The sequence below is a fragment of the Micromonospora sp. NPDC000663 genome (genome assembly GCF_042898105.1).
Taxonomy (GTDB): Bacteria; Actinomycetota; Actinomycetes; order Mycobacteriales; family Micromonosporaceae; genus Micromonospora.
This window is the reverse complement of sequence record NZ_JBIAYR010000001.1, coordinates 1,497,253-1,520,117: the sequence shown is the minus strand read 5'-3', so window position 1 is coordinate 1,520,117 and position 22,865 is coordinate 1,497,253. Positions and strand designations below refer to the sequence as shown.

General features: G+C 71.1%; 20 protein-coding genes. 8 read left to right on the top strand and 12 right to left on the bottom strand.

The features are described 5' to 3' along the window. Positions 1 to 147: 147 nt before the first annotated feature. Together ACFY1S_RS07235 and ACFY1S_RS07230 are read left to right on the top strand one after the other, a co-directional pair. Positions 148 to 2,454, top strand: a complete 2,307-nt coding sequence (locus ACFY1S_RS07235) for a M64 family metallopeptidase (protein WP_387113680.1) — start codon at positions 148 to 150, stop codon at positions 2,452 to 2,454. A 115-nt stretch (positions 2,455 to 2,569) separates the two neighbouring features. Next, positions 2,570 to 2,842, top strand: coding sequence for a hypothetical protein (locus tag ACFY1S_RS07230; RefSeq protein ID WP_387113678.1), 273 nt, complete (start codon positions 2,570 to 2,572; stop codon positions 2,840 to 2,842). Between the two features lie 13 nt (positions 2,843 to 2,855). On the opposite strand, the gene ACFY1S_RS07225 is transcribed toward ACFY1S_RS07230, so the two are convergent. Then, complete coding sequence (locus tag ACFY1S_RS07225) at positions 2,856 to 4,127, bottom strand: Nramp family divalent metal transporter (RefSeq protein ID WP_387113676.1); 1,272 nt, start codon at positions 4,125 to 4,127, stop codon at positions 2,856 to 2,858. A gap of 180 nt (positions 4,128 to 4,307) precedes the next feature. Between ACFY1S_RS07225 and ACFY1S_RS07220 the strand changes: the two genes are divergently transcribed. From ACFY1S_RS07220 to ACFY1S_RS07205, 4 genes are all read left to right on the top strand, one after another. After that, positions 4,308 to 4,715: a GntR family transcriptional regulator gene (locus tag ACFY1S_RS07220; RefSeq protein WP_139586771.1), complete on the top strand. Its 408-nt coding sequence runs from the start codon at positions 4,308 to 4,310 to the stop codon at positions 4,713 to 4,715. Positions 4,716 to 4,735: 20 nt separating this feature from the next. Then, positions 4,736 to 5,626, top strand: coding sequence for an ABC transporter ATP-binding protein (locus tag ACFY1S_RS07215; protein ID WP_387114365.1), 891 nt, complete (start codon positions 4,736 to 4,738; stop codon positions 5,624 to 5,626). Beyond that, complete coding sequence (locus ACFY1S_RS07210) at positions 5,623 to 6,612, top strand: ABC transporter permease (RefSeq protein WP_387113674.1); 990 nt, start codon at positions 5,623 to 5,625, stop codon at positions 6,610 to 6,612. The genes ACFY1S_RS07215 and ACFY1S_RS07210 overlap by 4 nt, the downstream gene beginning before the upstream one ends. A gap of 200 nt (positions 6,613 to 6,812) precedes the next feature. Next, positions 6,813 to 8,423: a hypothetical protein gene (locus ACFY1S_RS07205; RefSeq protein WP_387113672.1), complete on the top strand. Its 1,611-nt coding sequence runs from the start codon at positions 6,813 to 6,815 to the stop codon at positions 8,421 to 8,423. Between the two features lie 51 nt (positions 8,424 to 8,474). Here the strand turns inward: ACFY1S_RS07205 and ACFY1S_RS07200 are convergent, their stop codons facing one another. From ACFY1S_RS07200 to ACFY1S_RS07160, 9 genes are all read right to left on the bottom strand, one after another. Continuing rightward, positions 8,475 to 9,302, bottom strand: coding sequence for an ABC transporter permease (locus ACFY1S_RS07200; protein WP_387113670.1), 828 nt, complete (start codon positions 9,300 to 9,302; stop codon positions 8,475 to 8,477). After that, the gene (locus ACFY1S_RS07195; protein WP_387113668.1) at positions 9,299 to 10,267 is read right to left on the bottom strand and encodes an ATP-binding cassette domain-containing protein; all 969 of its coding nucleotides are present in this window, start codon (positions 10,265 to 10,267) and stop codon (positions 9,299 to 9,301) included. Before ACFY1S_RS07195 ends, ACFY1S_RS07200 begins: the two co-directional genes overlap by 4 nt. 189 nt (positions 10,268 to 10,456) lie before the next feature. Beyond that, positions 10,457 to 11,662, bottom strand: coding sequence for an ROK family protein (locus ACFY1S_RS07190; RefSeq protein WP_387114362.1), 1,206 nt, complete (start codon positions 11,660 to 11,662; stop codon positions 10,457 to 10,459). Positions 11,663 to 11,828: 166 nt separating this feature from the next. Beyond that, positions 11,829 to 12,932 (bottom strand): sugar-binding protein, encoded by a 1,104-nt coding sequence (locus ACFY1S_RS07185; protein ID WP_357986089.1) that lies wholly within the window; start codon positions 12,930 to 12,932, stop codon positions 11,829 to 11,831. 51 nt (positions 12,933 to 12,983) lie between these two features. After that, entirely contained in the window at positions 12,984 to 14,282 is a 1,299-nt protein-coding gene (mmsB, locus tag ACFY1S_RS07180; RefSeq protein WP_387113665.1) for a multiple monosaccharide ABC transporter permease, read from the bottom strand. Beyond that, positions 14,279 to 15,826 carry a multiple monosaccharide ABC transporter ATP-binding protein gene (gene mmsA, locus ACFY1S_RS07175; RefSeq protein WP_387113663.1) on the bottom strand — a complete coding sequence of 516 codons (1,548 nt, stop codon included), beginning with the start codon at positions 15,824 to 15,826 and terminating at the stop codon, positions 14,279 to 14,281. The genes mmsB and mmsA overlap by 4 nt, the downstream gene beginning before the upstream one ends. Before the next feature lie 531 nt (positions 15,827 to 16,357). Continuing rightward, a complete protein-coding gene (locus ACFY1S_RS07170) occupies positions 16,358 to 17,536 on the bottom strand; it encodes an alcohol dehydrogenase catalytic domain-containing protein (protein ID WP_387113661.1) in 1,179 nt (392 codons plus the stop codon). Positions 17,537 to 17,652: 116 nt separating this feature from the next. Further along, entirely contained in the window at positions 17,653 to 18,324 is a 672-nt protein-coding gene (locus tag ACFY1S_RS07165) for a maleylpyruvate isomerase family mycothiol-dependent enzyme (protein WP_387113659.1), read from the bottom strand. A 216-nt stretch (positions 18,325 to 18,540) separates the two neighbouring features. Beyond that, positions 18,541 to 18,939, bottom strand: coding sequence for a hypothetical protein (locus ACFY1S_RS07160; RefSeq protein WP_387113657.1), 399 nt, complete (start codon positions 18,937 to 18,939; stop codon positions 18,541 to 18,543). Between the two features lie 277 nt (positions 18,940 to 19,216). Between ACFY1S_RS07160 and ACFY1S_RS07155 the strand changes: the two genes are divergently transcribed. Beyond that, positions 19,217 to 20,473, top strand: a complete 1,257-nt coding sequence (locus tag ACFY1S_RS07155) for a family 16 glycosylhydrolase (RefSeq protein ID WP_387113655.1) — start codon at positions 19,217 to 19,219, stop codon at positions 20,471 to 20,473. Positions 20,474 to 20,633: 160 nt separating this feature from the next. Further along, positions 20,634 to 21,656 (top strand): DUF4331 family protein, encoded by a 1,023-nt coding sequence (locus tag ACFY1S_RS07150; RefSeq protein WP_387113653.1) that lies wholly within the window; start codon positions 20,634 to 20,636, stop codon positions 21,654 to 21,656. Positions 21,657 to 21,852: 196 nt separating this feature from the next. On the opposite strand, the gene ACFY1S_RS07145 is transcribed toward ACFY1S_RS07150, so the two are convergent. Beyond that, positions 21,853 to 22,083: a DUF2188 domain-containing protein gene (locus ACFY1S_RS07145; RefSeq protein WP_364372042.1), complete on the bottom strand. Its 231-nt coding sequence runs from the start codon at positions 22,081 to 22,083 to the stop codon at positions 21,853 to 21,855. Positions 22,084 to 22,154: 71 nt separating this feature from the next. Beyond that, positions 22,155 to 22,802 (bottom strand): M23 family metallopeptidase, encoded by a 648-nt coding sequence (locus ACFY1S_RS07140; protein WP_387113650.1) that lies wholly within the window; start codon positions 22,800 to 22,802, stop codon positions 22,155 to 22,157. Positions 22,803 to 22,865 lie beyond the last annotated feature (63 nt).

Sequence of the window (22,865 nt, the reverse complement as noted above, 5' to 3'; positions counted from 1 at the left end):
CAGTCGCGACGGCGCGGGGTTACGTGCCGGCCCCACCCCCGGTACGGTCCGACGTGACAGCGGTCACGGCGGACCGGGTGCCGGCGCTCCCGCCGGCCCGGTTGTCCCACGCCGTCCGGCCGCACGGCACGTCGGAAGGGGCGCGGGGTGCGGATCAGAGCGGGATTGTGTGTGGCGGCGCTGGTCGCGGCGGGAATGGCTGTCGCCACACCGGCCACCGCCGCGCCGGCCGGCAGCGCCACAGTGGTGCCGATCCAGGTCACCGGCGACCCGGCGAAGCGGTTCAACCTGGTGCTGCTGGGCGACGGCTACACCGAGGCCGACCTGCCCACCTTCCGGGAGCACGTGGACCGGCACCTCAACACCCTCTGGACGATCGAGCCGTTCAAGTCCTACCGCAGCTACTTCAACGTGTACGCCGTCGAGATCGTCTCGCCGGAGTCCGGTGTGGACTGCGATCCCGGCCTGTCCGCGCCGCAACGCGACACAGTGCTGGACATGGGTTTCTGGGGCGGGTGCAACCCGGCAAGCGTGCAACGCCTGCTCACTGTCGACGGCGCCGCCGCGAACACGTACGCCGACCTGGCCGTCGGCACCAACCCGGGCAACCGGCAGCTGATCGCCCTGGCCAACAGCGGCACGTACGGCGGGGCGGGCGGCAGCAACGCCACCGCGTCCGGCGGTAACGCGCTCTCGGCGCTGATCAGCCCGCACGAGCTGGGGCACTCGCTCGGCGGGTTGCAGGACGAGTACGACTACTACGCCCGCGGGGTGCCCGGCGACACGTACGACGGGCCGGAACCGGACTCGGCGCACCACACGGTGCTCACCGAGCGGCAGATGCGCGACACCCGGGCCAAGTGGTGGCGCTGGCTTGGTGAGCCGAGCGAGTCGGGCGGCCGGATCGGCCGCTACGAGGGCGGCCTGTACCTCCAGCGCGGGGTGTGGCGGCCGAGCCGGCACTCGATGATGAAGTCGCTGGGCTTCTACTTCGACCAGGTCGGCCGCGAGCAGATGACCGAGCGGATCGCGGACCGGGTGAGCATCGTGCAGGGCGGCACGGCCACCGACCAGCCGGTCGGCGCGGACCGGCTGCTCTGGGTGGACACCCTGCACCCGGTGAGCCACGCGTTGGCCGTGACCTGGTCGGTGGACGGCAGGGTGGTGCCGCGGACCGGCGACGCCCGTTACCTGGACCTGCGGACGCTGCGGCTGCGCCCCGGCCGGCACACGGTCACCGCCACGGTGACGGACCCGACGGAGTTCGTCCGCGACCCGGCGATCCGCACCTCCCCCGCGCTGACCCAGACCCGCACCTGGACGGTGGACACCCGTGTCCGCACCCCGCCGGTGGCGCCGCCGCTGGCCATCACCGGGTCCACCCCGACCGACCGGCCGGTCGGGGCCCACGACGTGGTGTACGTGCAGACCAGCCAACCCACCGACCGGGCGCCGGGCGTGCGCTGGTCGCTGGACGGGCGACAGGTGGCCGACGCCGGCAGCGACCGCGACCTCGACCTGGGCGCGCTGCGCCTGTCGCGGGGCACCCACCGGCTGACCGCCCGGGTGAGCGACCCGGCGACCCGGGAGGCGGTGACCCGCACCTGGACGGTCGACGCGACCCGCCCCGACGTCGCGTACGACCTCTCCGAGCCCCTGCTCACCGTGACCCGGCCCGGCCGGCCCACCGAGTACGTGTACAACGGCCCGTTCACCATGGGGTTGACCGGCACGGACGACACCCCGGGGGTGGTGACCTCGGAGTTCCGGCTCGACGGCGACGGCTGGCACACCTACTACGGCTGGCCCACGGATGCCCGGTCGCCGTTCCTGTTCACCGCCACCGGCACCGACGTGGACGGCCTGGTCTACGGCAACCTCGGCTCGGGCGGGCTGTCGGTGTCCCCGTTCGCCGAGCGGTCCCCGGGGTACGGCCGGCACACCATCGAGTACCGGGGCGTCGACGCGGTCGGCAACGTCGGGTCGTCCCGCGCGTTCGTGGCCACCCTGCTCCCGCCGCCACCGGCCTGCACCCGCGTGGTCGCCGGGCGGCACGCCGGCCCGCTGGTGGTCAGCGCCGGCGTCACCTGCCTGCGCGCGGCCACCGTGAGCGGCCCGGTCACCGTGGCGCCCGGCGCCTCCCTGGTCGCCGAGCGGTCCACGATCGGCGGGGGCCTGGCGTCCTCCGGCGCCGCCGCCGTCGAGCTGCTGGGCTCCGAGGTGCGCGGCGCGGTGGCGCTGACCGGCACGACGGGCCACGTCACAGTGGTGGGCACGCGGGTGGACGGCCCGCTGGCGCTGACGGGTACCGCGTCCGCACCGATCCTCGCCGGCGGGCGGGTGGGCGCGCTGACCTGCGCGGCTGGCCCCGCTCCGGTGGATCTCGGTGCCCCCACGACGGTGCGGGGCACGACCGCCTCGTCCTGCCGCGGCGGCGCGACCCCGCCGGCCTGACACCCGAGCCGGTCGGGATCCCGCCGGATCCCGCCCCCGGGGCAGGTCTGACTGCGGCGATGCCGGGTAGGCAGCGGCCCGGCGGCATGTCGACGACCGCCGCGAGGAGGCTCCGATGAGCACGTACCCGGACGACCAGGGCGTTCCGATCCCTCCCCCGGAGGCGGACGCTGTCGAGCAACGGCAGGACGCGTTCGACGTGGGGCCGCCGGACCGGGTGTCGGGTGACGTCGACCCGGAGGCGTCCGAGGCCGACCTCGCCGAGCAGGGTTCCCTGCCGGCGGGCACTCTCGAGGAGGGGACGTCACTGCCGGCCGACGCCGACCCGGCGGACGCCCTCGAACAGCGCCAGGAGATCCCGGCCCGTGACGAGGGCCGCCGGACCTGACCCACGCCCCGGCTCAGCCGGCTCCGACGACCTGCCAGAGCAGGAAGACGTTGAGCGCGACCACCAGCACGGCCACCAGCGACGCGGCGGCGGTGGTGAGGGGGTGGTTGACCAGGTTTCCCATCAGCTCACGGCGGCGGGTGAAGGCGACCACCGGGATCAGCGCGAACGGGATGCCGAAGCTGAGGATGACCTGGGACAGCACCAGCGCCCGGGTCGGGTCGAGGCCGATGGCGAGCACGGCGAGCGCGGGCAGCAGGGTGACCAGGCGACGCAGCAGCAGGGGAATCCGCCGCCGTAGGAAGCCCTCCATGATCACTTCACCGGCGTACGTGCCGACGCTCGTGGACGCGAGCCCGGAGACCAGCAGGGCGATGGCGAAGCCGAACGCCGCAGCGGTGCCGATTGTCTGACCGAGGCCGGCGTGCACCCCCTCCAGGCTGTCCGCGCCGGCCGGGCCACCGCCCCGGAAGCTGGCCGCGGCGATCAGCAGCATGGCGAGGTTCACCGCCCCGGCGGCGGTCAGCGCGAGCAGCACGTCGGCGCGCTGGCCCCGAAAGAGCGTGCGACGTTCGGTGTCGTCGGCGGCGGGGATGCGGTCGCGGGTCAGCGCGGAGTGCACGTAGATGACGTGTGGCATGACCGTGGCGCCGAGGATGCCGGCGGCCAGCAGCACGCTGTCGGTGCCCTGGAGGCGGGGCACCAGGCCGGCGACGGCGGAGCCCGGGTCGGAGCCGGAGGCGAGCAGGTTGGCGGCGAAGGCCAGCACGATCACGCCGAGCAGCACGGCGATGCCGATCTCGAACGCGCGAAAGCCCCGTGAGCGCAGGGCCAGCACGGCGAACGCGGTGGCGCCGATGATGATCCCGCCGGGCAGCAGCGGGATGCCGAAGAGCAGGTAGAGCGCGACCGCGCCGCCGATCACCTCGGCCAGGTCGGTGGCCATGGCGACCAGTTCGGCCTGGACCCACATCATCCGGTTCACCGGCCGTGGCAGGCGCTCGCGGCACAGTTCGGGCAGGCTGCGCCCGGTGGCCAGGCCCAGCTTGGCGGTGAGCGTCTGCACGAGCATGGCCATCAGGTTGGCCACCACCACGACCCAGACCAGCAGGTAGCCGTAGCGGGCGCCGGCGGCCGAGTTGGTCGCGAAGTTGCCCGGGTCGACGTACGCGACGGCGGCGACGAACGCCGGGCCGAGCAGGATCAGTCGTCCCCGCACCCGGCCCCGGGCGCGGGCCGTCTGCAACGGTGTCGCCGTCGGCGCCGTGAACTCCCTGGTGACCATCGCCCACCTCTCCGTCGCGCGGATCGCCTGCCGTCCCCTTCCCGGTCCGCTGGCCCGTAGGTGCCAATCCGTGGCCCGCCGGTGCCGCCACTGCCGCCGAGTCGCTTGACAGGTACGACCCGTGCGTCGAAGCTGTCTATTAGTCCTACTGTCGTAGGACAACAGGAAGGATCATCACGAGTGATCGAGTTCGTGCTGGACAGCCGGTCGAAGGTGAACACCTACATGCAGCTGGTGCAGCAGGTGAAACAGGCGCTGCGGGTCGGCCTGCTCTCACCGGGCGACCAGCTGCCGAAGGTCCGGGACGTCGCCCAGTCACTGGCGATCAACCCGAACACGGTGCTGAAGGCGTACCGCGAGTTGGAGATCGAGGGTCTGGTCGGCGGCCGACCCGGGGTGGGCACGTTCGTGCAGCGCACGCTAGCCGGCGCGTCCCTGCCCAACCAGGCCGAGCTGCGCGACGACCTGGTCGCCTGGCTGCACCGGGCGCAGGCCGCAGGCCTCACGGCCGAGGACGTCATCGCCCTGGTGGAGACCACGCTGCGCGCCACCCTCGCCGACGACACCCCGCAGAAGGAACCCGCATGAGCGGAACGAGAGGACAGAGGATGGACATGGTCATGGAGGCCGACCGGCTCGGCAAGCGGTACGGCAGCACCTGGGCGCTGCGGGACTGCTCACTGCACCTGCCGGCCGGCCGGATCGCCGCGCTGGTCGGGCCGAACGGCGCGGGAAAGAGCACTCTGCTGCACCTCGCCGTCGGGCTGCTCAAGCCCGACGCGGGCACGGTGCGGGTGTTCGGCAGGTCCCCGTACGGCGACACGGAGGGCCTGGCCGATATCGGGTTCGTCGCCCAGGACACTCCCCTGTACCGGGACTTCACCGCCGCTGAGCTGGTCTTCGCCGGCGGCAAGCTGAACAGGCGGTGGGACGCGGCGTTGGCCCGTACCCGGTTGGCACAGCTCGGCATTCCACCGGACCGGCCGGTGGGCAAGCTCTCCGGCGGGCAGCGGGCCCAGGTGGCGCTCGCCCTGGCGCTGGCCAAACGGCCCCGGCTGCTGCTGCTCGACGAGCCGGTGGCCAGCCTCGACCCGCTGGCCCGGCGGGAGTTCCTCCAGTCGCTGATGGGCAGCGTGGCGGACTCCGGAACCACGGTGCTGCTCTCGTCGCACCTGCTGGCCGACCTGGAACGGGTCTGCGACTACCTGATCGTGCTCAACTCGGCCCAGGTACAGCTCACCGGCACGGTCGACGACCTGGTCACCGGGCACCGGCACCTGGTCGGCCCTCGGCACGACGGCGGCGTCATCGGGGGCGTCGCCGCCGTGGTCCGGGCCAGCCACACCGACCGGCAGTCCACGCTGCTGGTCCGCACCGACGGCCCGGTCACCGATCCGGCCTGGACGGTCCGCGACGTCAGCCTGGAGGACGTCGTCCTGGCCTACCTGGCCGACGGCACCCCGCAGACCAGTCACAGCGAATGGGGGGTGGCGGCATGATCTGGCTGACCTGGCGGCAACACCGCAAGCAGGCGTTCTACACCCTGGTCGGGCTCGCGGCGCTCGCCGCCCTGCTGGTGCCGATCGGCCTGTCGATGCGGAACACCTTCAGCGACCTCGGGCTGACGGACTGCGCACGGCAGCTCGCGGACACCAGTGTGGCGGCGGCGACCCGGGAGGCCTGCGACGCGGGCTTCCGGCGTTTCGGCAACCAGTACGGCAGCCTCAACCTGGTGGCCGTACTGCTGATCACCCTGCCGGCGCTTGTCGGCCTGTTCTGGGGCGCGCCGCTGGTCGCCCGCGAGGTGGAGCACGGCACGCACCGGTTCGTCTGGACCCAGGGCGTCGGCCGGACCCGCTGGGCTCTGGTGAAGTTGGGGCTGGTGGGCGCGGCCGTCCTGATCCTCGCGGCGGTCTACGGGCTGGGCATGTCGTGGTGGGTCGACCCGCTCACCCAGGCCGCGTACGAGGGCCGGTTCGGCATGATCGTTTTCGACCTGCAGGGCATCGTGCCGATCGGGTACACCCTGTTCGCCGTGGCGCTCGGCGTCTTCGCCGGCACCGTCTGGAAGCGGATGCTGCCTGCCATGGGCATCACCCTCGCCGGGTTCATCGGCGTACGGGCGGCGGTGGAGCTTCTGGCCCGACGGCACTACCAGCCGGCCCGCACCCAGACCTTCCCGATCGAGGGAGAAGGGCCGCCGGAGATCAGCCGGGGAGACTGGATCCTCGCCCAGGGCGTCCGGAACCCCGACGGCACGATGATCGCGGAGGGCGGCCGGATCCAGTGCCCGCCGGGTGGCAAGGGGCCGGAGGGTCGGGTCTGCGGGGCGGAACTGGGACTTGAGCCGGGCGCGTACAACTGGCAGCTGTACCAGCCGGCGGACCGGTTCTGGCTGTTCCAGGGCATCGAGACGGGGATCTTCGTCGCCCTGGCCCTGCTCCTGCTCTACCTCGCGGTGCGGCGGATCCGCCGGATCGCGTAGCGCGACGGCGGGTGCTCGTCGGGGTGCGGGGGCCCCGGCGATCACCCGTGAGCGCAGGCGCTCGACCGTCAGTGCGAGCCCGCGAAGTCGGATTCCGGCCCGTCGCCAACGCGACTCAACGTGCCGATTCACTCACCCACGGTGCTCCGATGTGGACTCCGGGCCCGGGTTGGCCGGGCCGCAGAGACGGGAGCGTACGCGTGAAGTCCAGAATCCTCCGTCGGGTTGCCGCGTCGGCCGTGGCGCTCGCCTGCGCCGCGCTGGGGGCGGTCGCGTTGCCGGCCGCCCCGGCGACGGCCAGCCCGATCCGCAACGCCACCGCCTGGTCGGTGCTGCTGTGCAAGTTCAGCGACAAACCGGCGGAGCCTCAACCGCCGTCGCACTTCGCCAACTTCCTCACCGCGGCCGGGGTCGGCACCGGCGGGGTCGCGGACTACTTCGCCGACCAGTCCGGCGGGCGGGTCTCACTGGCCGGGTCGGTGGTGCGGGGCTGGTACACGATGCCGTACACGCTTGCGCAGTTCGGGTCGATCGACAGGTGGACCCGGATCCAGCGCTGCGTGGACACGGCGGCGACCGCCGGCTACGCGGTGCCCGCCGGCAACCGGATCGCGGTCATGCTCAACGACTGGGTGGATTCCGGCGCGGCAGGCGGCCGGGTGCTGCTCGACCCGGGCGCCTGGAACGTCGGCTTCGCCGCGCACGAGATGCTGCACGGTTACAACCTGGGGCACTCCTTCTCCAACGACACCACCTACCAGAACGCGCCGTGGTCCCAGCCTGGCGAGTACGACGACCCGTGGGACGAGATGAGCGCCATGCACATCCACGCCTTCGGCACCGCGAACTACGGCACCAGCGCGGTAGGGCTCAACGGGCCGCACCGCGACGAGCTGGGCTGGCTGCCCAAGAACCGGGTGTTCACCATGGCCGCCGACGGCGTCGCCTCCCGCACCCTCACCATGGCCCCGCTTGAGGTGCCCGCCGCGAGCGGCCCGCAGCTGGTCCGGATCCCGTTCGACCCGGCCGACCTCTTCCATTACTACACGGTCGAGTTCCGCCGTAAGACCGGCTGGAGCGCGGGCATCCCCGCCGACACCGTGCTGCTGCACGAGGTCCGCAACGGCACCCCGACCCTGCTGCGTACCGGCCCCGGCGGCGGGCCGGCCCAGTCGCTCAACGCCAACGGCGTGCAGATCGGCGTGAACTGGCTCTCCGGCAACACCGCCTCGGTGACCGTGACGACCGACGTGGTGAACCGCTGCCTCCAGGGCTACGTGTGGCGCGAGGCCCGCGCCGGCGATCTGGTCTGCGTCACAGGCGCCACCCGCAGCCAGGTGTGGGCGGACAACGCCGCCGCGGCCAGCCGCTGGGTGAACGGCCCGTACGGTCCGCACACCTGCGTCGCCGGCTACGTGTGGCGTGAGGCGTACGCCGGGGACGACGTCTGCGTCACCGGGACGCAGCGCAGCCAGGCCGCCGCCGACAACGCCGCGGCCGCGTCCCGGCGCAACCCGGCCCGGCTCGTCTCCGGCCCGAACACCTGCGTCAGCGGGTACGTCTGGCGCGACGCCGACCAGTCCGACTACGTCTGCGTCACCGGCGCGACCCGCTCCCAGGTGCTCGCGGACAACGCGGCCGCGACGAGCCGCTGGGTCAGCGGACCGTACGGCCCGCACACCTGCGTCGCCGGGTACGTGTGGCGCGAGGCGTTCATCGGCGACGACGTCTGCGTCACCGGGACCCAGCGCAGCCAGGCCGCCGCCGACAACGCAGCCGGCCCGGGGCGGGTGCTGCGTCCCGCCGGGTGACCGACCGCGCCCCCGGTGGCCGAACCACCGGGGGCGCGTACGCCTGGACGCTCAGCCGGCCAGCCGCCGGTACCTGGCGACCGAGAGCGGCAGGAACACGGCGACAAGCACGATCGGCCAGGCCACCGCCAGCCACGGGTAGTGCTGCGCCGCCCACGAGTCACCTCCCCAGCCGGGGTTGCCGAACAGCTCGCGGGTGGCGCCGACGGTCGCCGACAGCGGGTTCCACGCGGCCACCGCGCCGAGCCAGGCCGGCATCGTGGCCGGTGCGACGAACGCGTTGGAGAGGAAGCCGAGCGGGAACTCCAGGGTCTGCACGGCGACCACGGCCGTCTGGCCCCTGGTGACCAGGCCGAGGAAGATGCCGACCCAGATCAGGGCGAACCGCAGCAGCAGGATCAGTCCCACCGCGCCCAGTGTGGCGCCGGGGCCGCCGTGCGCCCGCCAACCGACCGCGAGGCCGGCGGCCAGCAGCACCGCGAGGGTGACCAGGGCGAACAGCATGTCGGTCACCGCCCGGGCGACAAGCGGCGCGAGGGGTGACACAGGCATGGCGCGAAGCCGGTCGGTGATGCCGCGCTCCAGGTCCTCGGCGACAGCGATCGTGGTGAGGCTGATCCCGAAGACCATTGTCATCACGAACATGCCGGGCATCAGGAACTCCCGGTAGCTGCCCCCGCCGGGCACCTGCAACGCCCCGCCGAACAGGTAGGCGAAGATCAGCACGATCAGGATGTTGAAGCCGAGCGAGGCGACAAGCGGCCCGGGGTCGCGTCGCCACCGGGCCAGGCCGCGCCAGACGAGGGTGCCGCTGTCGGTGAGCGCGGCGGGCCGGCCGGGCGTCAGGTCCACCGCCGAGGGCAGGGTCGTGGTGCTCACGCGGTCACCTCCTGCTGGACGGCCCGGTGCCCGGTGAGGTGCAGGAACACGTCGTCCAGGGTGGGGCGACGAAGAGCGACGTCGGCCACCGTGACCCGCGCGGCGTCGAGCGCCCGCAACACCTCGACGAGAGCACCGGCCCGATGCCCGACGCCGACGCTCACCGCACGCCGGTCGGCGTCGACGGTCGGTTCGTCGTCGACGACCCGGCGCACCTGGGCGACGGCGGTGGCGAGGTCGGCGGCGTCCGCGACGACCAGCTCGATCCGGTCGCCGCCGAGGCGGGCCTTGAGGTCGTCGGGTGTGCCTTCGGCGATCACGCGACCGGCCTCGACCACCGAGATCCGGTCGGCGAGCTGGTCGGCCTCGTCCAGGTGCTGGGTGGTGAGCAGCACTGTGGTGCCGGCGCGGACCAGCTCCCGGATCGAGACCCACACCTCGTTCCGGCCGCGAGGGTCCAGCCCGGTGGTGGGTTCGTCGAGGAAGAGGACGGCGGGGGCCAGGATCATGCCGGACGCCAGGTCCAGCCGCCGCCGCATCCCGCCGGAGTACGTGCGGACCGGCCGCTCGCCGACATCGTCGAGGCCGAACCGCTCCAGCAGCTCGACCGCCCGCTGCTGGGCCCGGCGCCGCCCCAGGTGGAACAGCCGCCCGAAGAGCACGAGGTTCTGTCTGCCGCTGAGCGCCTCGTCGAGCGCGGGGTGCTGCCCCACCAGCCCGATGCGGTAGCGCACCTGGTCCGGCTGGCGGGTCACGTCGAAGCCGGCGACCTCGGCCCGGCCCCCGTCCAGCCGCAGCAGGGTCGACAGGATCCGCACCGAGGTGGTCTTGCCGGCCCCGTTCGGACCGAGCAGGCCGCACACCGTCCCCGCGTCCACCCGCAGGTCGAAGCCGTCCAGGGCGAACCGGTCCCGATACCGCTTGCGCAGCCCCTGCGCGACTATCGCCGCACCGCTCGCTGTCACGTCGATCTCCCCTCCGTAGCGGCCACCGGCGCCTACCGTACAACATACGGTAGCGAATACGGGAACGAGTTCCGGCCGACTTCAGCGCGATGACGACAGCGACGGACGGGGCACGAGACCTGGTCCCCGTCCGGGTGGTGTGATCAGGTGGTGAGGGATCCGCCGGATCCCGCGCGGCGGGTCGGATCCCTAGGCCGAGCCGGCCGATCCCCACTGTCCGGCGACGCCGACGTTTAGCGGATCGGCAAGCAGCTTGTCGAAGGCCAGTTCGGCAGCGCCGATCAGAACGGCGTCCCGGCCGAGCGCGGCCGCGCGCAGGCGCAGGTGCTCCCGGGAACCCGGCAGCGGCATGGTGTCCAGCCGGCGGCGTACGGTGTCCGCGCCGGCGGTGAAGATGTCGCGAAGGGAGCCACCGAACACCACCGCGTCCGGGTTGACCACGTTGACGAGGTTCGCCACGCCGAAGCCGAGCCAGTCGGCGACCCGCTCGACCGCCGCCCGCGCGGTCGGGTCGCCGTGCTCCGCCGCGCGCAGCACCTCGGCCACCGCCGTACGGTCGCGGGGGTCCCGGCCGGCGTGCCGCAGCAGCGCCGCCTCACCGATCTCGGTCTCCCAGCAGCCGCGCGAGCCGCAGCCGCAGGGCAGCCCGTTCGGGTTGACGACCATGTGGCCGACCTTGCCGCTGTGCCCCCGGTGGCCGATCACCAAACGGCCGCCGACGATGATGCCGGCGCTGATCCCGACGTCGCCGTGCAGGTAGATGAGGTCGTCGACCCCTGTCGCCACGCCGCGTACGTGTTCGGCCAGCCCGGCGATGTCGGCCAGGTCCCCGGCCACGAAGCCGGGGCAGGCGGACAGCTCGGCCTCGAGCGCCGCTCCGAGGGTCGCCTCGACGCCGGCGACCAGGATCTCGCCGTCCGGGTTGCGGGACGTGTCGGTCACCGCGACGGCACCGCCGACGAGCAGCGCGTCGGGGGCCACCGCGCGTTCCATGTCGCGGACCAGGTTTGCGAGCGGCCCGACGGCGTCGACCGCCGACATGCCACCGGGTCGGGCGACCTCCCGCAGGTCGAGGATGCGCCCGCCCAGGCCGACCCGGGCGGCACGCAACCGGTAGGCGTCGATGCTGAGGGCGTGTGCGTACACCCGGTCGGACCGAGGGCTGACCACCAGCGAGGGGCGGCCGGCGCGGCGGGCGGTGGTGGTTGTCTCCTCGGTGACCAGGCCACCGGCGACCAGATCGGCGGCGAGGGCGCCGATGGTGCTGCGGTTCAGGCCGAGTCGACTGGTCAGCTCGGCGCGGGACGTCGGGCCGTGCAGGTGCACGTAGCGCAGCACGGCACCGAGGTTCTGCCGCCGGATCTCCTCCTGGCTGGCGCCGGGGACCGAGGGCAGGGGAAATTCGGGGTTACGGCCGACGCCGGCAGGCCTGGACCGGATGGGTTCGTTCACGGTCAGACCTCCTTCCGGGTCGCTGCCGGGTGGTGCGGGGCGCCCGGACGACGATGGGTCCCGGAAGAGGAGATCCCGGGACCCATCGTCGTTGCTGCCTACCGCGTGATTACTTGGTGAGCGGTGCGAGCTTCGGGTCGTTCGCGTACGCCTCGGCGGCGTTCGCCTTGGTGACGGCGACCGGCGGGAGCAGGAACGTGTCGACGACCTTGCTGCCGTTGTTGTACGACTCGGTGTCGTTCACCTGCGGCTTGTCACCGGCCTGGAGAGCCTTGACCATGTTGATGGTCTCCTTCACCAGGTTGCGGGTGTCCTTGTTGATCGTCATGTACTGCTCGCCGGCGACGATCGACTTGACCGACTCGACCTCGGAGTCCTGGCCGGTGACGACCGGGATCGGCTTGCCAGCACCCTTGACCGAGGTCAGGATGGCGCGGGCCAGCGTGTCGTTCGGGGAGAGGACGCCGTCCAGCTCCTTGTTGCCGTAGGTCGAGGTCAGCAGCTGGTCCATGCGGGCCTGCGCACCCTCGGCCTTCCAGCCCTGGATGGCGGTCTGCTTGACGTCCTTCTGACCCGAGGCGACGACCACGTTGCCCTTGTCGATCTCCGGCTTGAGCACGTCCATGGCGCCGTTGAAGAAGACACCGGCGTTGTTGTCGTCCGGCGAGCCGGAGAACAGCTCGATGTTGTACGGACCGTTCGGCTTCTTGGCCTTCATGCCGTCCAGCAGGGCCTGGCCCTGGAGCTGGCCGACCTTGAAGTTGTCGAACGCGACGTAGTAGTCGAGGTCCGGCGTGTTGGTGATGAGCCGGTCGTACGCGATCACCTTGGCACCGGCGGCGTGCGCCGCGGCGACCTGGGTCGACAGCTGCGCGGCGTCGGTCGCGCCGATGACGATGACCTTGGCGCCCTTGGTGGTCATGGCGGTGATCTGGGCCTGCTGGTCGGCGACGGTGGTCGACGCGCCGGCGTACTGCACGTCAGCCTGGAAACCGGCCTCCTTGAGACCGTTGGTGAACAGGTCACCGGCGAGGACCCAGTTCTCCGAGGTCTTGGCCGGCAGGGCCACACCGATCAGGGAGTTCGCAGCGAAGCCCTTGGCGGCCTCGCCGCCGGAGTCGCTGTCGCCGTCACGGCCGGAGCCGCAGCCGGCGAGGGCCAGCATGGCGGCGGCGCTGATGGCCACCACCGACGAGCCGAAGAATTTACGCATGGTGAGGACTTGCCTTTCTGGATGTGAGACGGGTGGAGAGGTCGGTGGCCGTCAGCCGGACACCGCTGCCTTGGCGGGCTCGCGCTCCGCGTCCGGCGGTGAGGCGGGTGGGGCGGAGTCGTCGCGACGGAACGGCCGCATCAGGCTCCCGATGATGGAGAAGCGCCCCTGGCTCTTGTTGTAGACGTCGATCGCGACGGCCAGCAGCAGGACCAGGCCCTTGATGATCTGGACGCGGTCGGTGCCGACGCCCATGAGCTGGAGGCCGTTGTTGAGCACGGCCATGACGAGACCACCGACGATCGAGCCGCTGATGGTGCCGATACCGCCGGAGACCGCCGCGCCACCGATGAAGACCGCGGCGATGGCGTCCAACTCCCAGCCGTTGCCGTCCTGCGGTCCGGAGGCCGCCGAACGGGCCACGAAGATCATGCCGGCAAGCGCGGCCAGGACGGACATGTTCATCATGACGAAGAAGTTGACCCGCTTGAGCTTCACGCCTGACAGCTCGGCCGCCCGGGAGTTGCCGCCCACCGCGTAGATGTGCCGGCCACCTGCCGTGTTGCGGGTGTAGAAGGAGTACGCGATGACCAGGACCACCAGGATGATTCCGGAGATCGGGAAGCTGGTGCCGACGCGGCCACTGGCGAAGCGCAGCGAGGCGAAGGCGATGACCCCGACCATGACGGCCATCCGCAGGATCGAGATCCACATCGGCGCCGGGTCGGCGTCCATGGCCCGACGGGTCTTGCGGGCCTGGATCTCGCGCCACACCACCGCCACCGCCGCGGCCAGACCGAGCAGCAGCGTCGCGTTGTTGTAGCCGGTGTTCGGGCCGAACTCGGGCAGGAAGCCCGAGCCGATCTCCCGGAAGCCCTCGGGCACCGGAATGGTGTTGGCGTTACCGATGAACTGGTTGCCACCGCGGAAGAGCAGCATGCCGGCCAGCGTGACGATGAACGCCGGCACCCCGATGTACGCCACCCAGAAGCCCTGCCAGGCGCCGATGATCGCACCGATGGCGAGGCCGAACAGGATGGCGACGGGCCAGGGCAGCGACCATTCGGCCATCGACTTGGCCACCAGGATGCCCGCGAAGGCGGCGACCGAGCCGACCGAGAGGTCGATGTGCCCGGCCACGATCACCATGAGCATGCCGATGGCCAGAATCAGAATGTACGAGTTCTGCTGGAACAGCGCGATCAGGTTGTCCGACCGCAGGGTGAGGCCGTCGGTCAGGATCTGGAACAGGACGACGATCGCCACCAGGGTGAAGATCATTCCGAACTGTCGAGCGTTGGAGGTGGTGCCTCCGAAGAGGTTCTTCTGAAGGTCCTTCAATCGGCTCATCGTGTGGCCATCTTCTTCGTCGAGGTCATCTGCTTCATGAGGTTTTCCGGGGTGGCGTCGGCCCGGGCGATCTCGCCCGTGATGGCACCCTCGAACACGGTGTAGATGCGGTCGCAGAGCCCGATCAGCTCAGGCAGCTCCGAGGAGATGACGATGACGCCCTTCCCCTGGTCGGCGAGCCGCTGGATGATGCCGTAGATCTCGTACTTGGCACCGACGTCGATGCCGCGTGTCGGCTCGTCGAGGATCAGCAGGTCCGGGTCGGTGAACATCCACTTCGCCAGGACGACCTTCTGCTGGTTGCCGCCGGAGAGCTTGGAGACGCTCTCGTCGACAGTGGGGGCCTTGGTCCGCAAATCCTTGCGGTACGCCTCGGCCGCCTGGTACTCCTCGACCTCACTGAGGACGCCGTGGTGCGAGATCTTGGACAGCTTGGCGGCCACCGTCGAGGACTTGATGTCGTCGAGCAGGTTGAGGCCGATCGCCTTGCGGTCCTCGCTGACGTACGCGAGCCCGTTGTCGATGGCGTCCGCCACCGACTTCAGGACGATCTCCTTGCCGTCCTTGATGATCGTGCCCGACTCGTACACCCCGTAGGAGCGGCCGAAGACACTCATCGCGAGTTCCGTACGACCCGCGCCCATGAGACCGGCGAAGCCGACGATCTCGCCGCGGCGGACCACGAAGCTCTCGTTCTTGCAGACCTGCCGCTCGGCGGAGATCGGATGCCTGACGTTCCAGTCGCGGACCTCGAAGAAGACCTCGCCGATCTTCGGGGTGTGGTCCGGGAACCGGCTGCTCAGCTCGCGGCCGACCATGCCCCGCACGATCCGGTCCTCGTCGACCCCGTCCGCCTTGACGTCGAGGGTCTCCACGGTCCGGCCGTCACGCAGGATGGTGATCTGGTCGGCGATCGCCTCGATCTCGTTGAGCTTGTGCGAGATCATGATCGAGGTGATGCCGCGCGATCGGAAGCCGCGCAGCAGGTCCAGCAGGTGCCGGGAGTCCGCCTCGTTGAGCGCGGCCGTCGGCTCGTCCAGGATGAGCAGCTTCACGTCCTTGGCGAACGCCTTGGCGATCTCCACGAGCTGCTGCTTGCCGACACCGATGTCCTTGATCAGGGTGTCCGGGTCCTCTTGGAGGCCGACCCGGGCCATCAGGTCCAGGGCCATCCGGTTCGCGGCCTTCCAGTCGATCGCGCCCCGCTTGCGCGGCTCGTTGCCGAGGAAGATGTTCTCGGCGATCGACATGCCCGGAATGAGCGCGAGCTCCTGGTGGATGATCACGATTCCGGCGTTCTCGCTGGCCCGGATGTCGGAGAAGCGGCTCTCCGAACCCTGGTAAATGATCTTGCCGTCGTAGCTGCCGTACGGGTAGACCCCGCTGAGGACCTTCATCAGCGTGGACTTGCCCGCGCCGTTCTCGCCGCAGATGGCATGGATCTCGCCGGCGCGAACCACCAGGTTGACGTCGGAGAGGGCCTTGACTCCGGGGAACTCCTTGGTGATGGAACGCATCTCAAGGAGGATGGGCACGTCGCTCATCGCTCGTACCACCTCGCCAACGTCATCGGTTGCCTCCGGAAGGTTGAACCTTCACTTGGTTTTGTTGTTGACGGCAACGTATTGCGGCGGAACGCCCATCCGCAAGGCGAGGGCCTGTTGAAAATGTAACAATCCGGCAATATAGACGTAACGCTGTCTTCGCCCGTCACAGCGGCCCCGGCAGCCACTCACGCACCTTCCCGTGCCGGTGGCAACGTTGTCAAATGGCAGCGGCGCCGCGGTTGACTCCGCCCCACCCTTGACAAGCCCCACCACCAGGGGTGATCCGCGGTGACCGGAGGAACAGCGACGCACCCGCGCGCCCGCCACGATCGAACGATCGTGATGGGGCCGCCACCCCGACGCCCCCTCCGGGACGCCACGGCGACCCTCGACCACATGTGTGACCCGCGCCTCTACGGCGGCACCGGATCGACGACCGTCGCCTCGACACGCCCGCCACCAGGAGAGGGGATCCCGCACCTTAACGCCGACTACTGCCGATTCGCAGTTCGACCGCGATCCGATCGGTCAACTCGGGCGTAGCACCGCCTTGATCACGCCGTTCTCCCGGCGGTCGAAGCGGCGATACAGATCGGGCGCGTCGTCGAGGCTGCCGTGGTGGGTCACGATCACACTGGGTCGGGCCCGGCCGGCGACGACCATGTCCCGCAGCAGCACCGTGTAGCGGCGGTCGTGCGTACGGCCGAACCGGACCGCGACCCCCTTGCTGAACAGCGTCCCCCACGGCGCGACCAGGTTCTCGTGGCCGTCCGCGCCGGGGCGCGGGTGCAGGTCCTTCTCCGGGTAGACCCCGGCGACCGCGATCGCACCCGCGGGATTGACCACCCGGGCCGCGTCGGAGATCACCTGATCGGGGCGTTCCCGCTCGGGGCGCTCCCGGTCGCGGGCCTGGAAGCCGACCGCGTCGATGACCTTGTCGACCCCGCCCAGCTTCTCCTCGCCGAGCGGAAGCCCCGACCGGGCGCGGTCGGCGCGGATCTGCTCGACCGGATCTCCGCGCCGGAAGTCGACGGGCACCGCCCCGATCTCGCCGGCCTTGTCGAGCCGCGCGTCCACACCGTCGACGCAGTAGACGACCCGGGCGCCCCGGAGCAGCGCCGAGTACGCGCCGAGCAGACCGATGGTGCCGGCCCCGAACACCGCCACCGTGTCACCGGGCTCGACCACGGCCAGGGCGGCGGCGGCATGCCATCCGGTGACGAACGCGTCGGCGAGCAGCACGAAGTCGTCCTCGTACGCGTCCTGCGGCTCCCCGGGCACGGGCACGCAGTTGACGTCGGCCCACGGCACGCGCAGCAGCTCGGCCTGCGCGCCCCGATACGGCCCCATACCCGCGTAGCCGTACGCCGCACCCGGCCCCTCGGCCCGCGCCCGCAGACACGCCGCCGACAGCCCCCTGGCGCACATCACGCACGTTCCGCAGAACAGGTGGGTGGGGATCACCACCCGGGTGCCCGGCCGGACGGTCTGCACCGCCCCGCCGACCTCCTGCACCACGCCCAGCGGCTCGTGACCGAGCACCAGCCCGGGGTCGGCTCCGGTGCGCCCGTCGTACATGTGCAGGTCGGTGCCGCACAACGCGCTGGAGGTGATCCGCACGAGCGCATCGGTCTCCTCCTCGATCGTCGCGTCGGGCACCTCGCGCACGGCGACCGTCCGGACGTCCGCGTAGACGACGGCTCTCATCCGACCCCCCTGTTCGGCACGGAAGCGGCAGGTCTTCCCCGGCCTGCGCCGTTCATGCCCGCACCTGGGTCCCGGCACGACCGCGCCACACGGTGGACGCAAACCGCCCTGGTGGGTCAGTGGCGCAGACGGTCCCGCAGGGTCGCGACGCCGTCGCCGGACAACTCGGCGAGGACGGCGGGCCTACCGGTCAGCGCGAGCATCACCGCCTCCGCTTCGCCCCGGACCACCCGCCCCTGCCCCGACGCCCAGCCGATGTCGGTCGCCTCGAAACGCAGCCCGTCGGTGAGGCCCCGGGACACGAAGAAGCCGAGCGCGCGGCGGTGCACCAGGAAGTCCAGCGACGTCCGGAGCCGGTCCGGACGCAACTCGTGCGCGAGGCCCAGCGGGCGGCGGATGTCCTGCCCGTGTACCTGAAGGTCGGTGAGCTGGCCGAAGTATCCGACACGCGGCGCGGAGAACGGCGTCTCGGCGTTCTCGCGCAGCAGCGCCGAGATCTGCCCGACGGGGCGGTGGGCGACCATCTCGGCCAGCCGGGCGTTCGCCTCGTGCAGGTTGAACCTGCTGCGCAGGAGGATCGGCAGGAACCAGCGACGGCGGGCCGCGAACGGGACGACGAGGTGAGCGGCCACCTGCCGGACGGTCCAGGCTCCGCACAGGCTTGGCGCGTCCAGCTGCGTGGGGGTGAGCGCGTCGATCAGGTCGGCGGCTCGTCGTCGTTCATCGCTGATCATGGCCATGATCTCGGTGGCCGTCGGTCCTGACACACCATCGGACAACGCGGTCATCGGCATTCTCCCCCGTGGGACACAGCCACCACCACGACAAGTGGACTGCCGGTCAGTATGCCGGGCACGGGCGTCAGGGCTCCTCCCCCGCGAGGGGGATCCGCGGCGCGTGGGCCCACTGTCCACGCCGGACATGTCATCGTCGGGGGACGATGTCCCGGCGGACCGACGGACCGGATCGGTTCTCGCTGACAGTGCCCCGGTGCGGGTCGGCGATCAGCTGACCTGGGCCACCGGCGCCGGGCGGTGCCGGATCTCCTCCATGAACGGGAACCGGGCGGTGAGCTCGGCGACCGTCAGCCCCGCCTGCCATGCCGAGGCGACCTGGGCGACCTGCGCCAGGTCCATGACGTCGCCGCGTGCGATGATCTCCCCGGCGACCCGAAGATCGATCATGAAGTATCGGGCCTGCGATCCCAGCTTGACGCAGACCACGCCCTGGTCGGAGTGCAGCTCGGCGCAGGTGAACCGACTCCGCCCCTGCTCCGGGGCGGTGACCCGGCCGAGGTCGAGGCCGTGGTGGGCGGCGGTTTCGACGAGCGCGGGGGCCAGGCCACCTTGCTCGACCAGGTCCGGGTAGAGGCGCACACCCAGTGCCGCCGACGCGTCGCTCATGACTGACTCCCACTTCCTTGTGACAGAGACCAGCAGCGCGCAGGTTACGGGGAGGTTTCCTGCGAACCTCGTCATCCTGTCCCGGGTGGACGCTCCACGGCAATAGGAGGGGTCGATTCGACCGCTATCGAGGGGTGCGATCGGGCGGTAACGGACGGTCGCCGTATTGGAAACACTCTTGACAGAAAGACACGATATCGACATGCTTCGCTTCAGAGAGCGCTCTCCATCCTCTCGGCGCGCAGCCTCCGCCACCCTCTTCACCGAGGAGCCCCCCGTGTTCACAGCCCGCCCCGCACCCCGTCTCCGACCCCTCCTCCTCGCGGCGGTCGCCCTCGTCACCACCGCCGCCGCCCTCGCCATCCCCGCGCAGTCCGACCGCGCCGAGGCCGCCATCGGCCCGATCACCTGGCAGGACGAGTTCAACGCCCCAGCCGGCGCTCCCGTCGACCAGAACAAATGGCGCTTCGACATCGGCGGCGGCGGCTGGGGCAACAACGAACGGCAGTACTACACCAACAGCACAAGCAACGCGGTCCACGACGGCCAGGGCAACCTCGTCATCACCGCGCGCCGGGAAAACCCCGGCAATTACCAGTGCCACTACGGGCGCTGCGAGTACACCTCGGCGCGGCTGCTGACGGCGGCTACCTTCACCCAGACGTACGGCCGCTTCGAGGCTCGCATCAAGATCCCGCGCGGTCAGGGCATCTGGCCGGCGTTCTGGATGCTCGGCACCGGCGGCGGGTGGCCCGACGCGGGCGAGATCGACGTCATGGAGAACATCGGCCGAGAACCCAACACCGTCTACGGCACCGTGCACGGGCCCGGCTACTCCGGGAGCGGAGGCATCACCGGCAGCCGTACCATCGGTGTTCCGCTCGCCGACGGCTTCCACACCTACCAGGTGGACTGGGAGCCGAACGCGATCACCTGGTACCTGGACGGGGTGCAGTACCACCGGGTCGACCCCGCCCGGCTCGGCGGCAACCGGTGGGTGTTCGACCACCCGTTCTTCATGATCCTCAACGTGGCGGTCGGCGGTAACTGGCCCGGCTACCCGGACGGCTCCACCCAGTTCCCGCAGCAGATGCTCGTCGACTACGTCCGTGTGTCCAGCTACACCTCCGGCGGAGGCGACCCCGCGCCCGGCACCAGCCGGATCCGGGGGGCGCAGAGCGGTCGGTGCATCGACATCCCGAGCGCCAACCCGGTCGAGGGCGCCAAGCTCCAGATCTGGGACTGCAACACCACAGCCGCCCAGGCGTGGACCTTCGCTTCCGACGGGACCGTCCGCGCGATGGGCAAGTGCATGGACCCGGCCTGGGCCGGCACCGCCAACGGCACCGAGGTCAACCTCGTCAGCTGCAACGGCAACCCGGCCCAGCGATTCACCCTCAACGGCGCGGGCGACCTGGTCAACCTGAGCGCCAACAAGTGCGTGGACGTACGGGAGGCCAACCCCAACAACGGGGGCAAGCTGCACCTGTGGGACTGCCTCGGCGCCGCCAACCAGAAATGGTCTCGCATCTGACCACGCCGGCGTCAACGAGTGGGCCGCCCGAGAGGCTTCGGGCGGCCCACCGTCAGGTACGGCGTACCGGGCCACCGGAGCGACCCGGATTCCGCCGACGCACGTCGGCTCACGCCCTATGTTCGGATTATCCGTATCCGACCGTTCCGGGAGTGAGCCCATGTCCCACCATCTCGACACCCCCCTCGCCGCCCAGGGCGGTCAGCTCTACATCGACGACCTGTACGTCTTCGGCGGCGACCGCTCCACCGTGTTCGTCATGGACGTCAACAGCTCGGTGACCAGGGCCGACATCAAGCGAGGCTTCCACGCCGAGGCGCGTTACGAAATCAAGATCCATTTCAACGGCGCGGAGATGGAGGAACTGACCTACCGCTTCGCCTTCGGTGAGCCGGACGGCGAGGGCAGGCAGGCCCTCCAGCTGTACGAACTCACCGGAGCCGACGCCCGCGACGACGCAGCGATGGGCACCCCCATCGCCGAGGGGCGGACCGGCGAGATCACGACCGGCGGCAACGTCCGGATCTGGGCCGGACGGATCACCGACCCGTTCTTCGTCGACCTCGACGAACTGGCCACCATCAACGGCGCGGTCAAGGACGGTTCGCGGGTGGACCGCTCGGCGTGGCGGGTCGACCAGGCCAGGAACAGCTTCGCCGGCACGACTGTCGAGTCGATCGTCCTCGAGGTCTCCCAGGACGAGCCGCTGCTGCGCGACGGCACCGAGATCGGCGTGTGGTGCCGTACCCTGCTCGCCACCGACGCCGGTGGATGGCGGCAGATCAACCGCGCCGGGCACCCGATGATGTGGCCGATCTTCTGGCCCCACGACACCGACTTCTCGGATCCCGCCAACTTCCGGCACCCCAGCAGGGACCTGCCCGACGGCGGGGAGGAGATCGCCACGGCGGTCGCGGGCGTCGTGGCGGCGAACGGCACCGCACCGGACCCGCAGGCGTACGGCTGGAGCGTTGCCCGCCAGCTCTACCCGGACGTGTTGTCGTACACGGTCGGCACGGCCGCGACCTTCGGCTTCGCCTGTCGCAACGGGCGCACGATGGCCGACAACGCGCCCGAGGTGATGTTCTCCCTGGTCCTCAACACCGGTACGACCTCCGGCCTCACGGCTGACGTCACGAAGGCCGCCCGCGCCGCCACGTTCCCGTACGTGGTCCCGGCCTGAGGCGGCCGACCCCTCGAGGTCCCGCGCTCGCAACCGGGTCGGCCGCCGACGCCGCTCCCGGAGCCGGCACGACAGTCGACGCGGTCACGGCGATCAGACGGCTCTTCTTCAGCATGGGGATGCGCGGCTGGTGCGCGAAAACGGACCGACCTCCTCGGTCACGCCGAAGAGGTCGGTCCGCCTGTCGCTGGTGCGGTCAGCCCGCGATGTCGCGGGGATCGCGGCTGCGGGGGTAGGTGTTCTTCTCCCCGATCGTGCCGTCCTGCTTCTTGATCACGTGCTCGACGCCCCGGTCGGCCGCCATCTCCCGGCCCTCGGCCTGCGCCTCGGCCTTCCCGTCGTGCGTGCTGCTGGCCCGCTCGTTGCCCTCCGCCTTGTTCTTCCACTGCCCGTCCTCGTGGTACGTGTCGACGTCACCCTTGGCCATGGCCGGCTCCTCACTGCGTCTGGACTGTCCCCGGATCAGTGCCCCGAGTCGTGCCGGGCAAAACGGAGTCCTCAGGAGACGGCCGGGCAGTTGTTGCTCGTCCGCCTGACCGTGTACTCGCGATCGTCGGCGGTGATGCCCGAGGGCGTGCCGTCGAAGTGGGTCTCCACCTTGTCCCAGCCGCGCCGCTGCTCGTAGTGCAGATGCGGGGCGCCGGAGTTGCCGGTGCTGCCGAGCCGCCCGATCTGTTCACCCTGGGCGACCTTCTGCCCGACCTCGACAAGCGGCGGTTCGAGCATGTGCAGGTACTGCGTCTCCCACTTGCCGCCGTGGTCGATCTTCACCCAGTAGCCACCGCCGCGGCCGCGCGGACCCTGCGGGTTCTCCGGGGTACGCCCACCCAGCGACCCGTTGATGCCCGCCACGGTGACCGTGCCGGCGTAGGACGCGAGCACCGGGCGGCCCCAGGCCTCGCCCTCGGTGGGGAACAGGTCGACGTCGTAGTCGTCGTGGCCGGGGTAGGTGCCGAGCTGCCACGTCTCGCCGCAGGCGACGGGCATCTGGAAGAGCGGGCGGGGACCCGCCGGTCGCAGCATCGGCACCACGACCACGGCGATGCCGAGGAGGGCCGCCACCGCGACGAGCGCCAGGAGGACACGCCCGGTACGGCCGTGGGGACGGCGGTGGGTACGGGCTCGGGCGGGGCGGCCGGTCGTCACCGGCCCGAGCATGGCAGACGCCGGCAACGCGCCCGCCCCGGGTCGGGCGATCCCCCCCACAGT

Excerpts from the sequence above, each read along its gene's own strand:
- ACFY1S_RS07230 (WP_387113678.1), top strand. The coding sequence starts at position 2,570 with ATGAGCACGTACCCGGACGACCAGGGCGTTCCGATCCCTCCCCCGGAG.
- ACFY1S_RS07225 (WP_387113676.1), bottom strand. The coding sequence starts at position 4,127 with ATGGTCACCAGGGAGTTCACGGCGCCGACGGCGACACCGTTGCAGACG.
- ACFY1S_RS07215 (WP_387114365.1), top strand. The coding sequence starts at position 4,736 with ATGGACATGGTCATGGAGGCCGACCGGCTCGGCAAGCGGTACGGCAGC.
- ACFY1S_RS07210 (WP_387113674.1), top strand. The coding sequence starts at position 5,623 with ATGATCTGGCTGACCTGGCGGCAACACCGCAAGCAGGCGTTCTACACC.
- ACFY1S_RS07185 (WP_357986089.1), bottom strand. The coding sequence starts at position 12,932 with ATGCGTAAATTCTTCGGCTCGTCGGTGGTGGCCATCAGCGCCGCCGCC.
- mmsB (WP_387113665.1), bottom strand. The coding sequence starts at position 14,282 with ATGAGCCGATTGAAGGACCTTCAGAAGAACCTCTTCGGAGGCACCACC.
- mmsA (WP_387113663.1), bottom strand. The coding sequence starts at position 15,826 with ATGAGCGACGTGCCCATCCTCCTTGAGATGCGTTCCATCACCAAGGAG.
- ACFY1S_RS07170 (WP_387113661.1), bottom strand. The coding sequence starts at position 17,536 with ATGAGAGCCGTCGTCTACGCGGACGTCCGGACGGTCGCCGTGCGCGAG.
- ACFY1S_RS07165 (WP_387113659.1), bottom strand. The coding sequence starts at position 18,324 with ATGACCGCGTTGTCCGATGGTGTGTCAGGACCGACGGCCACCGAGATC.
- ACFY1S_RS07160 (WP_387113657.1), bottom strand. The coding sequence starts at position 18,939 with ATGAGCGACGCGTCGGCGGCACTGGGTGTGCGCCTCTACCCGGACCTG.
- ACFY1S_RS07150 (WP_387113653.1), top strand. The coding sequence starts at position 20,634 with ATGTCCCACCATCTCGACACCCCCCTCGCCGCCCAGGGCGGTCAGCTC.
- ACFY1S_RS07145 (WP_364372042.1), bottom strand. The coding sequence starts at position 22,083 with ATGGCCAAGGGTGACGTCGACACGTACCACGAGGACGGGCAGTGGAAG.